This is a genomic window from Dokdonella sp., from assembly GCF_036518555.1.
Lineage (GTDB): Bacteria > Pseudomonadota > Gammaproteobacteria > Xanthomonadales > Rhodanobacteraceae > Dokdonella_A.
Window position 1 is genome coordinate 39,099 of the sequence record NZ_DATDMY010000019.1, and the last position, 10,934, is coordinate 50,032.

At 71.4% G+C, this 10,934-nt stretch carries 10 protein-coding genes; 9 read left to right on the top strand and 1 reads right to left on the bottom strand.

Annotated features, from left to right (window positions below):
* Positions 1-11: 11 nt before the first annotated feature.
* The 9 genes from VI238_RS01190 to VI238_RS01230 all read left to right on the top strand — a co-directional run bounded on the left by VI238_RS01190 (position 12) and on the right by VI238_RS01230 (position 10,618).
* On the top strand, positions 12-1,478 hold the full coding sequence (locus VI238_RS01190; RefSeq protein WP_331647579.1) for a hypothetical protein: 1,467 nt from the start codon (positions 12-14) through the stop codon (positions 1,476-1,478).
* A 159-nt stretch (positions 1,479-1,637) separates the two neighbouring features.
* Positions 1,638-3,050, top strand: a complete 1,413-nt coding sequence (locus VI238_RS01195; protein ID WP_331647581.1) for a TolC family protein — start codon at positions 1,638-1,640, stop codon at positions 3,048-3,050.
* Positions 3,050-4,180, top strand: a complete 1,131-nt coding sequence (locus VI238_RS01200; RefSeq protein ID WP_331647583.1) for an ABC transporter permease — start codon at positions 3,050-3,052, stop codon at positions 4,178-4,180. The genes VI238_RS01195 and VI238_RS01200 overlap by 1 nt, the downstream gene beginning before the upstream one ends.
* Positions 4,152-4,886 carry an ABC transporter ATP-binding protein gene (locus tag VI238_RS01205; RefSeq protein WP_414650011.1) on the top strand — a complete coding sequence of 245 codons (735 nt, stop codon included), beginning with the start codon at positions 4,152-4,154 and terminating at the stop codon, positions 4,884-4,886. Before VI238_RS01200 ends, VI238_RS01205 begins: the two co-directional genes overlap by 29 nt.
* Positions 4,883-6,055, top strand: a complete 1,173-nt coding sequence (gene chrA, locus VI238_RS01210) for a chromate efflux transporter (protein WP_331647587.1) — start codon at positions 4,883-4,885, stop codon at positions 6,053-6,055. The genes VI238_RS01205 and chrA overlap by 4 nt, the downstream gene beginning before the upstream one ends.
* Positions 6,056-6,113: 58 nt before the next feature.
* Positions 6,114-7,016: an efflux RND transporter periplasmic adaptor subunit gene (locus tag VI238_RS01215; protein ID WP_331647589.1), complete on the top strand. Its 903-nt coding sequence runs from the start codon at positions 6,114-6,116 to the stop codon at positions 7,014-7,016.
* Between the two features lie 180 nt (positions 7,017-7,196).
* Positions 7,197-7,898 (top strand): MtnX-like HAD-IB family phosphatase, encoded by a 702-nt coding sequence (locus VI238_RS01220; RefSeq protein WP_331647591.1) that lies wholly within the window; start codon positions 7,197-7,199, stop codon positions 7,896-7,898.
* A gap of 160 nt (positions 7,899-8,058) precedes the next feature.
* On the top strand, positions 8,059-9,426 hold the full coding sequence (locus tag VI238_RS01225; protein ID WP_331647597.1) for a glutamate-1-semialdehyde 2,1-aminomutase: 1,368 nt from the start codon (positions 8,059-8,061) through the stop codon (positions 9,424-9,426).
* 163 nt (positions 9,427-9,589) lie between these two features.
* Positions 9,590-10,618: a TraB/GumN family protein gene (locus VI238_RS01230; RefSeq protein WP_331647593.1), complete on the top strand. Its 1,029-nt coding sequence runs from the start codon at positions 9,590-9,592 to the stop codon at positions 10,616-10,618.
* A 67-nt stretch (positions 10,619-10,685) separates the two neighbouring features.
* On the opposite strand, the gene VI238_RS01235 is transcribed toward VI238_RS01230, so the two are convergent.
* Positions 10,686-10,934, bottom strand: a 249-nt coding sequence (locus VI238_RS01235; protein ID WP_331647595.1) for a hypothetical protein, incomplete at its 5' end; no start/stop codon positions are given.

Sequence of the window (10,934 nt, forward strand, 5' to 3'; positions counted from 1 at the left end):
GGATCATCGCCATGAAGACATCGAAGATTCGCATCGCGCGCCCGCGATCGCCGCTGCGACCGCTGGCCGCCTGCCTGGCCGCCTGCCTGTCGACCACGACGCCGCCGCTGCATGCCGATTCGCGGCTCGATGCGCTGCAGGCGCGCGTCGAGGACGGTCGTTTCGTCGTGCCGCCCGCGCTCCTGCAACGGTTGCGCGACACGGCCGGATTGGCGGCGCCCGCGGCGCCCACGTCGACGCTCGTCGTGACCAACTGCGACGACAGCGGCGCCGGCAGCCTGCGCGACACGATCGGAGCGGCTGCGAGCGACGATACGATCGACCTCACGCAGCTCGCCTGCAGTCGCATCACGTTGACCAGCGGCGCGATCGTGCTCGGCCAGAACAATCTCGCGATCCAGGGGCCGGGCGCTCACCGCCTCGCGATCGACGGCAATCTTTCCGACGGCGTGTTCGTCGATCTCGGCACCGGCACGCTGGCGATCTCGGGCGTGGCGATCGAGAACGGCTTCAAGTACCGCACCGACGTCGATGCGCTCGGCGGTTGCGTGCAGGCGCAGGGCAGCGTGGTGCTCGACCAGGTCGTCATGCGCAACTGCAATGCGCTCAGCACGGGGAATCGTGCCGCGCTCGGCGGCGGGATCTGGGCCCAGGGCCAGGTGGTGCTGCAGAACAGCGTGATCACAGGCAGCATGGCCAAGGCGACCGGCTGGGGTTACGCGAGCGGTGGCGGCGTCTATGCGCACGACGGCCTGGTCAGCAAGTACAGCACGATATCCAATAACGTCGCGATCAGCGAAAGCGCGACGCCGTCGTTCGGCGGCGGCCTGTTCATCTGGAACGGAGGCCTGGTCCTCGGCTCGACGATCTCCGGCAACCAGGCCGCGCGCATGGGCGGTATCGCGACCAAGGGCGCCACGACCTACACGCTGACGTTGGTCAACAGCACGGTGTCGGGCAATGTCGCCAACCGCTTCGGCGGGATCTTCTCGGTCGGCAAGCTCAATCTCTACAACAGTACGATCGCATTCAATACCTCGCACGAATGGGACATCGGTGCGGGCTACTATCTCGGCGCGGGCGTGCACCTCAGCGTCGCGGGAGAGATGGACAGCACGATCATCGCGAACAACGTCAATACGGCCGCGCCCGCGCAATACCCGACGGTGGACCTGACCGGCAAGCCCGGCTCGGGATTCAACGGCGGTCACAACAACGTGATGCTCTGCGGGGCGCCGTGCCCGAACGACACCACGCACGACGACCCCGGCCTCGCACCCTTGCAGGACCAGGGCGGCCAGACCCGCACGCACCGGCCGACGCCGGGGATCTGGGATACGTTCGGCGGCAGCAACGTGCTCGGCTGGCAATGGGAGCAGCGCGGCGTGGGCTTCCCGCGACAATCGCCACCCGACTGGCCCGAGATCGGCGCGCTGCAGATCAATTCCGACATCGTGTTCGCGAACGGGTTCAACTGAGCGCCCGCATCGATCCACCCTGCGCCCGCGGGGGCGTCGGCAGGCGTGGCGCGCGCTGCGTCACGCCTGCCGCGTTGCCGCCGTGCGGCGGCCCGCTTCGGTTAGACTTGTGCGACGGCCGTCGACGACGGCCACTGTCCGCACGTCGACCGCTCCGCAATGCCCGACCCCCGTCCGCCGAAGCCGCCGCGCATCCCGATCCGTCGCCGCGCGTTGGTCGTGGGCGTGCTCGCGCTCGCCGGATGCGCGGTGGCGCCCTTGCCGCCGCTGCAACGCGACACGCCTGCGTCCTGGCAGCACGCGGATCGTGACGCGGCGCCCGCGCCGGACCTGCGCGGATGGTGGAAGGCTTTCGGTGACGCCGGACTCGACCGGCTCGTCGACGCGGCGCTGGCGGAGAACCTCGGCATCGCGCAGGCGGGCCTGCGCATCGAGGCCGCGCGCATGCTCGATGCGCATGCGAACGACGCCGCGCTGCCCGAGTTCGCCTTCCGCACCTATGCGGAACCGACGCCGGACAGCAGCGCAAGCTATTTCCAGGCCGGCTTCGACGCGAAATGGGAGTTCGGCCTGTTCGGTCGGGCGCAGAGCCGCGCGCGCGTGAGCGCGGGCGACCTCGGCATCGCCGAAAGCGAGCAGCAGGCGGCGCGCGTGAGCGTCGTCGCCGAGGTCGTGCGCGCGTACGTCGAACTGCGCGCCGCGGAACGCCGGCTCGCGTTGCTCGGACGTATCGCCGCGTGCGCGCAGCAAAAGCGCGAACTGGTCGCGACCCGCGAGCGCCTGCGTCTCGCATCGACGCGTGACGCCGCGCGCGCGCGCGCGGACGAGGCGACCGCGCAGGCGGCGCTGGCGGAGCCGCGCGCGGAGATCGTGCGCGCACGTCGCCAGCTCGCGGCCCTGCTCGGGCGCAGCGACGAGAACGTCGTCGACGACGGTGCGCCCCTCGTGCTCGGTGAGACGGCGGCGAACGCCGCCGCGCTGCCGGCCGACCTCCTGCGCACGCGACCGGAGATCCGCCGCGCGCAGGCGGAGGTCGTGAAGGCCGCGGGCGAGCTCGGGCTCGCCGAGGCGGACCTGTATCCGCGCATCGGCCTCGGCGGCGCCTTGACCTATGCCGCGCGCGTGATCGGCCACACGCGCCTGTCGGATGCGGACGGCATCGTCACGTTCGGGCCCGCGATCGACATCCCGCTGTTCGACTGGGGAGCGCGCCGTGCCGCGCGGGACGCGCGCGCGAAGTTGCTGCAGTCGAGCGCGCTCGCCTACCGGCAAGCCGTGCTCGACGGCGTCGCGGAAGCCGAAGCGGCGATGGCGGCGTTGCACGAGCGCACGCTCGCCGCGCGCGCGCTGCGGGATGGCGTCGCCGCGCTCGGCGACGACGCGCGTTCGGCCCGGGCGCTGCAGCGGTTCGGACTCGCCGACGGCATCGACGTCGCGGCTTCCGACTCCGCCTCGCTGCAGGCGGAACTCGACCTGCTGCAGGCGGAACAGCAGCGCAGCCTCGCGTTCGTCGCGCTCTACAAGGCACTCGGCGGCGCGCCGTTGCCGTCTGCGACGGGTAGCACCGGCTGATGGTGCCTCTCGCGCGCAAGACGCTCGTGCACGAATGGCGCCGCTTCCTGCCATCGGCGCTCGCGGTCGCGTTCTCGGGCCTGCTGCTGCTCGTGCAGGCGGCGCTCGTGTTCGGCATCTTCAACAGTTCCGCCGTGTACATCCGCTCGTCCGGCGGCGATCTCTGGATCGGCTATCCGGGCACGCAGAGCATCGAGCTCGGGCGACCGATTCCGGCGCAGGCGGAGATCGCCGCGCTGATGGATCCCGCGGTCGAACGCGTCGAACCGTTCGACTGGATCGACGGCGACTGGCGCGGTCCGGCCGACAAGGGTGGCGTGTCCGTGTTCGTGTCGGGCATCGACACGCGCGCGGATGCACTCATGTTCGCCGCAGCGCTGGCGCCCGCGCAGCGCGCGCTGCTCGACGAGCCGGACGGCGTCATCGTCGACCGTGCCGACCTCGGCAAGCTCGGCCTCGGCGTGGGCGGGCAGGCCGTCATCAATGGCCACCGCGTGCGCATCGTCGGCGTCGGCAGCGGCCTGCGCGCGCTCGGTGGCGTCAACATCGTGACGTCGCTCGCGACTTCGCGCCGCCTCGACAACGGCGACAGCCGCGGACGCGTCGCCTACTACGTCGTCAAGCTGCGCGACGGCGCCGACCCGGCCGCGGTGCGCAAGCGCCTGCAGCCGCACGGCGCGACGCGCATGTTCGAGGTGTGGACGCGCGACGCGTTCGCGCGGCGCGCGGTCACGTACTGGATGTTCGAAACCGGCGCCGGTCTCGGCGTGGTGCTGCTCGCGATCGTCGTGTTCGTCGTCGGCGCGCTGATCACGAGCCAGACGCTCATGGGTGCGGTCGCGGGATCGATCCGCGAGTACGCGACGCTGCACGCGCTCGGCGTCGGTTTCGCGCAGTTGCGCCATGTCGTGCTCAAGCAGGCGGCCTGGGTCGGCGCATTCGGCCTCGTCGTCGGCGGCGTCGCGACCGCGCTCGTCGTGCTGCTCGCGCACCGTCGCGACGTTCCCGTGCAACTCGACCTCGTCACCGTCGCCGTATGTGCGGCGCTCGTCATGGGCATCGCGCTGCTGTCCGGCGTCGCCGCCGTCCGCGCGCTGCGCCATGCCGATCCGGCCTTGCTGCTGCGCTGACGTGAACGCCGCCCTCGTCGCCGACGCGCTGTCGAAGTCGTTCACCACCGGTGCGGTGCGCACCGACGTGCTGCGCGGCCTGTCGATCGAGATCGCGGCGGGAGAGCTCACGCTCGTGTCGGGTCCGTCCGGTTGCGGAAAGAGCACGCTGCTCGCGATCCTCAGCGGCCTGCTGCGCCCGGACGGCGGCCGTGCCTTCGCGCTCGGCGAGGACCTCGCCCGCCTCGGTCCGGTCGAACTCGAGCGGTTCCGCCTGCACCACACCGGCTTCGTGTTCCAGGGTTTCAACCTGTTCCCCGCATTGAGCGCGCTCGAACAGGTGATGCTCCCGCTCGGCTATCTCGGCCTCGGCGACGCGCAGGCGCGTCGGCGAGCGGCGGACGCGCTCGCCGAAGTCGGGCTCGGCAGCCGCCTCGGACTCAAGCCCGCGCAACTGTCCGGCGGCGAGAAGCAACGCGTCGCGATCGCGCGCGCGCTCGCCAAGGAGCCGCAGTTGCTTTTCGCCGACGAACCGACCAGTGCGCTCGACGCGGCCAACGGCCAGATCGTGATCGACACCCTGCACCGCATCGCACGCACGCACGGCGCGACCGTGCTCTGCGTGAGCCACGACCCACGACTGGTCGGCCACGCCGACCGTGTGCTCGCGATGGAGGACGGTCGCATCCTCACCGACCGGCGCAACGCGGCCCCCTTGCCGACGTGAGCGGCGCGCGCGTCGGCGACGTCTTCGCGCAGGCGCTGCGCCTCGGTGCGACCTCGTTCGGTGGACCGATCGCGCACCTGGGTTACTTCGAGCGCACCTACGTGCACCGCCTGCGCTGGCTCGACGGCGACGAATACGCGAGCCTCGTCGCGACGTGCCAGGTGCTGCCCGGCCCGACCAGCAGCCAGGTCGGTTTCCTGATCGGCTTGCGGCGCGCCGGCTGGGCGGGCGCGTTCGCCGCATGGCTCGGGTTCACGGCGCCGTCGGCGTTGCTCATGCTCGCTTTCGCCTGGACGCTGCCGCGGTTCGCGACCTCCCCGGCGGGAGTGCTGCACGGCCTCTCGCTCGCGACCGTCGCAGTGGTCGCGCAGGCGGTCGCCAGCATGGCGCAGCGCCTGAGCGTGGGATTCGCGCGCAGGCTGATCGCGATCGTGGCGGCCCTCGCGATGTTGCTCCACGGCGGCGCCGCGATGCAGTTCCTCGTGCTCGCGGGCGGGGCCGCGCTGGGCGCGCTCGCATGCCGCGACGCGGCGCTGCCGCGCGGCGAAGCGGCCATGGTCGCGACGCCGCGGGCGGCGATCGCCGCCGTGCTGCTGGCGTCGCTGGGTGGCGTCGTTGCGATCGCGTCCGCCATGCTCGCGCCGCACGGCGCGGCCGCGTTCGTCGCCCTCTTCTACCGGGCGGGCGCGCTCGTGTTCGGCGGAGGCCATGTCGTGCTGCCGCTGCTCCGCGACGGTCTCGTGCCGGCGTGGATGGGCGACGACGCGTTCCTGTCGGCGTACGGGTTCGCGCAGGCGCTGCCGGGACCGCTGTTCGCGATCGCCGCGTATCTCGGTGCGGCCGCCTCGCCGCCCGCGGGCACGCCGGCGATGGCGCTGCTCGCACTGTGCGCGCTGTTCCTCCCCGGCATGCTGCTCGCCGTCGCCGCCCATCACCTGTTCGCGCGCGCGGTCTCGTTCGCGCCGGCTGCGCCGGCGCTCGCCGGCGTGAACGCGGCGGTGGTCGGCCTGCTCGCGGCGGCGTTGTACGATCCGGTGCTCACGACGGCGGTGCATCGCCCCGCGGATGCGATCGTCGCGCTGGGCGCATTCGCGCTGCTGGCCGTGGCGCGCGTGCCGCCGCTCGTCGTCGTCGCCGCCTGCGTCGCGTGTGCGGTGCTCGTGCCATGATCGCTCGTATATGCTCGGCGGACGCGTTCGCGCCGTGCGGAGGTGAAGTGGAATGTCGATGAGGTTGCGTGCGGGCTGGATGCCGCTGCTGGTCGCGCCGATGCTGCTGCTGGTCGCGTGCTCCGACGATGCGTCCGATCGCAGAGCGTCGGCGCCGCCCGCGAACGGCCATTGGATCGCGATGGCGCGCGGGCAGGTCGATGTCGAAGGCGGGCTCGTGCGCATCGTCGCGCCGCGCGACGGTCGCGTCGAAGACGTGCGCGTCGAGGATGGCGACGCGGTCGCGCCAGGCGACGTGCTCGCGCGGCTCGACCAGCGCCAGGCACGCATCGCGGTCGGCGTCGCCGAAGCCGGCGTCGCCGAAGCGAATGCGCGGCTTGCGGTGTCGAAATCGAAGCTCGCGCCGGCGGCACAGGCCGCCGAGCGTGCGACAGCCGCCGCGAACGCAGGCGCCGCGAGCGGGCAGGCGGCCGACGACGCCGGGACGGCGCTCGCCGTGCTGAAGGCCGAGGTGGCCGTCGCGGAAGCGGCGGCCAAGGTCGCGCACGCGCACCTGGATGAAGCGCGCGCCGAGCTCGATGCGCGCGTGGTCACCGCACCGGCCGCGGGGCGGATCGTGCGGCGTTCCGTGCATGCCGGCGACGCGGTGTCGGCGCAGGCGGCGACTGAACTGTTCCAGCTGCTGCCCGATCGTCCGCGCATCGTGCGCGCCGAACTCAACGAAGCCTACGTCGACCTCGTCAGGCCCGGCATGCGCGCGGAAGTCGTGAGCGATGCGGGACAGGGCACGCCCGTTACCGCGGAGGTCCTGCGCGTGGGCGAAGTGTTCGGTCCGAGTCGGCTCACGGACGACCCGGTCGAGCGCGCGGGCGCGCACGACGTCGAGTGCGTGCTTCGCCTCGAGGGCGGCGCCTTCCGCATCGGCCAACGCGTGCTCGTGCGCTTCAAGAAGCAGGACTGAGGGCCGGAGGCGGGCGACCGCGGCGCGCGGGCACGACGGCTCGCGCGTGGCTTCGGGCGGTCGGTGCCCCCGCCAGCGCTCGTGAATACGTCCCTCGGAACCTCGCGCGAAACCGCTCCGAAAGGCACCCCGGCTAGGGTGGGATGCATGGCGGTCCCGTCGGACCGCAGGAAGCAGCCCGTGTCCCACTGGACCATCCTCTGCGACTTCGACGGCACCATCTCGGTCGAAGACATCACCGACTCGCTGCTCGAACGCTTCGGCCGTCCGGGTTGGCAGGCGCTCGAACAGGCGTGGAAGCGCGGCGAGATCGGTTCGCGCGACTGCATGGCGCAGCAGGTCGGCCTGCTCGATGCGAGCGACGCCGAATTGGACGCGCACCTCGACGGCATGATGATCGATCGTGCGTTCCCGGCCTTCGTGGCTGCCACGCGCGCGGCCGGCGTGCCGCTGACCGTGCTCAGCGACGGCCTCGACTACGCGATCCGCCGCGTGCTCGGCCAGCACGACCTCGACGGCTTGCCGATCGTCGCCAACCGCCTCGAGGCGATCGGCGAGAGCGGATGGCGCCTCGATTTCCCCCACGGCCGCGCGAATTGCCGCAGCGGCAACTGCAAATGCGCGAGCGCGGGCGAAGCACGAGCCAAGCGCAGGCGCGTGCTGCTCATCGGCGACGGCACCTCCGACTTCTGCGTCGCGGGCGAAGCCGACCTCGTGTTCGCCAAGCACCGGCTCATCGAACACTGCCGCTCGGCCGGCATCCCGTACGTGCCGATCACCGGCTTCGCCGACGCGCTGGAACTGCTGCCGACCCTGCTCGCGGGCGAACTCGCGACGCACGGCGGCGCGACGACGCCGACCACGGCGCCGCAGGTCGCGTGACGCGCGATCGCGGACTTCAGGACGCCACCGACGCGGAGGAAGCCGCTCGCGCGGGTCCGCTCGTCGCGGCGGCGGTCGAGCCGCGATGCATCCAGACATTCCCGACCATGCGGCCGCGCACGCGCGAGGTCGCACCGACCCCGGAGTCGCATCCTTGAACATGGACACCTCGAAACCCGCCCCCGTAGCCCGCCTCGCCGACGGTCTGGAAACCGGGCGCAGCGCCGCCCTGTTCGATGCGGCCTGCAAGCTCATACCCGGAGGCGTGAACAGCACCGCGCGCGCGACCTGGTCGGGCTGGAACCCGTATCCGCTGTTCGTCGCGGACGGCCAGGGCTCGCGCCTGCGCGACGTCGACGGCAACGAATACATCGACTACCTGCTCGGCCTCGGCCCGATGATCTTCGGCCATCGCCCGCCGCGCGTGACGCAGGCGGTGGTCGATTTCATCCAGCAGCGCGGCACGGTGTTCGCGCTGCCGACCGCCGACGAGGCGCTCCTCGCGCAGAAGATCGTGGACGCGGTACCGAGCGTCGAGCGCGTGCGCCTGTGCAACACGGGCACCGAGGCCGTCCTGTACGCGACCCGCCTTGCGCGTGCATTCACCCGGCGCAGCAAGATCATCCGATTCGAAGGCATGTACCACGGCTTCTCCGACGGCGTGTACTGGAGCAAGCATCCGTCGATCGACAAGGCGGGCCCGGACGACCGGCCGATCCCCGTGCCGCAGGGCCCGGGCATGCCGAAGGGGGTCGAGGAGAATCTCCTCATCCTGCCGTGGAACGACCCGCAGGCGCTCGCCGATGCGATCGCGCGCGAAGGCGACGCGATCGCCGCGGTGCTGACCGAGCCGGTCATGTGCAACACCGGCTGCATCCTGCCGAAGCCGGGTTACCTCGAGACGATGCGCGAGTTGACGTCGAAGCACGGCATCGTGCTCATCTTCGACGAGGTGATCACGGGCTTCCGGCTCGGTCTCGCGGGCGCGCAAGGGCGCCTGGGCATCCGGCCCGACCTGTCGGTGTTCGCGAAAGGCATCGGTGGCGGCTTTCCGGTCGCCGCGATGGGCGGGCGCGCGGACATCATGGCGCTCGTCGCCAACGGCACGGTGTCGATGGCGGGGACCTACAGCGCCAACGGCATCGCGATCGCCGCGGCGAACGCGGCGCTCGACGAACTGGCGACACCCGGACTGTACGCGCAACTCGATGCCGTTTCCGACGAACTCCGCGTCGGACTCGCCGCGCTGCTGCACGATGCGGGTCTTCCGGCCTCCGTCGTCGGTCTCGGCCCGTTGATGCAGGTATGGTTCGCCGAGAAGGAGATCCACAACTACCGCGACGCCGAGCGCCACGCCGACCAGGAACTCTTCCGCCGCTGGTGGCAGGGGATGCTCGGCAAGGGCGTCCTGTTCCATCCCGGTGCGTACGAGAACCTCTTCGTATCGACGGCGCACACGCGCGCCGACGTCGCGGCGACGCTCGACGCGGCGAGGCAGGTCGCGGCGGACCTTGCACGAGCGGTCTGAGTGCGAGACGCGCGGTCCGTCCGCGCGCCGGTCCGGACACCGACCCATGCGGGAAGCGGCGGACGCTGGACTGCGATGCCCGCCGCTGCTCCTAACCGAAACTTGACGCGTCGCGTCGCCGTTTGGGGAACACTCCGCATCTGCGCGAAGGGAATTCGAATCGATGCGTCGTCTTGCGTTCCGCGTCTACGCGGGCATCTTGCTGGCGGGGACTGCGCCGGCCTTTTCCAGCGAACAGGCGTCGACGCGCGACGCGTCCCTCGAAACGATCGTCGTCACGGGCGAGCAGCCCGGCCCCGGCCTGTGGCGGGTGTCCAAGGACGGTCACGTGATGTGGGTGCTCGGCACGTTGTCGCCGCTGCCGAAGCGCCTCGAGTGGCGCACCGCCGAGGTCGAGCGGCGCATCGGCGAGTCGCAGCACGTGCTGATGGCGCCGCAGGTGAAGATGGAGGCGAACGTCGGGTTCCTCGGCCGGCTCGCGCTGTTGCCGTCGCTGATCGGCATTCGCGACAACCCCGGTGGCGCGACACTCGCGGACGTGCTTCCCGCGCCGTCCTACGAGCGCTGGCGCACGCTCAAGCAGCGCTACATCGGCCGCAGTGCGAAGGTCGAGCGATGGCGACCGATCTTCGCCGCACGCGAACTCTACGAGTCGGCGATCGCCGGCGCGGGGCTGGCCGAAAAGCCGGTCGTGACCGACGCCGTGCGCAAGGCGGCGAAGAAGGCGGGCGTGGCGCTCGTACCGGTGCAGCTCGAGGTCGGCATCGATGCACCGAAGGCGGCATTGAAGGACTTCAAGAAGGCGGACCTCGACGACCAGGAATGCTTCGAGCGCACGCTCGAGCGCGTCGCGACCGACCTCGCGCGGATGACCGAACGCGCGAACGCGTGGGCGTCCGGCGATGTCGCGGCGCTACGTGCGCTCCCGCACGTCGACGAAAGAGGTCCGTGTCGCGACGCGATCATGAAGTTGTCGATCGTGCGCGAGCGCGGACTCGACGATCTCGAAGCAAGATTCGGGCGCAGATGGCTCGAGGCGGCCACGGACACCCTCGCGCATGACAGCGTGAGCTTCGCCGTGCTGCCGATGCATCTGGTCGTCGATGCCGACGGCTATCTCGCCGAGCTGCATCGGCGCGGCTACGAGATCGCGGCGCCCGACGAGGACGACGTGGCGCCGGAACCGCCGTGAGCGCAGCGGGTGGCCGTGCGGCCACCCGCGTTTGCACCGGGTGCCGGCGCAACATCCCGACCCCGGGTCAGCGTTCCCAGCGGCCGTCGTAGTAGCGCCAGCGATCGCCGTCGCGATCCCAGCGTGACGGCACGTAGTGGTAGCCGTGACGCGCGCGTACCCAATGTCCGCGATGCCAGCGGTGGTGGTGGCGGCTCCAGCCCCAGTAGCCGGGCACCCAGACGTAGCCGCCGCGTGGCGGCGGAACGATCTCGGCGCGCAGCGGCGGTGGCGCGACGTTCGCATAGATGTCGACATGGACGCGCGCCTGCGCCGG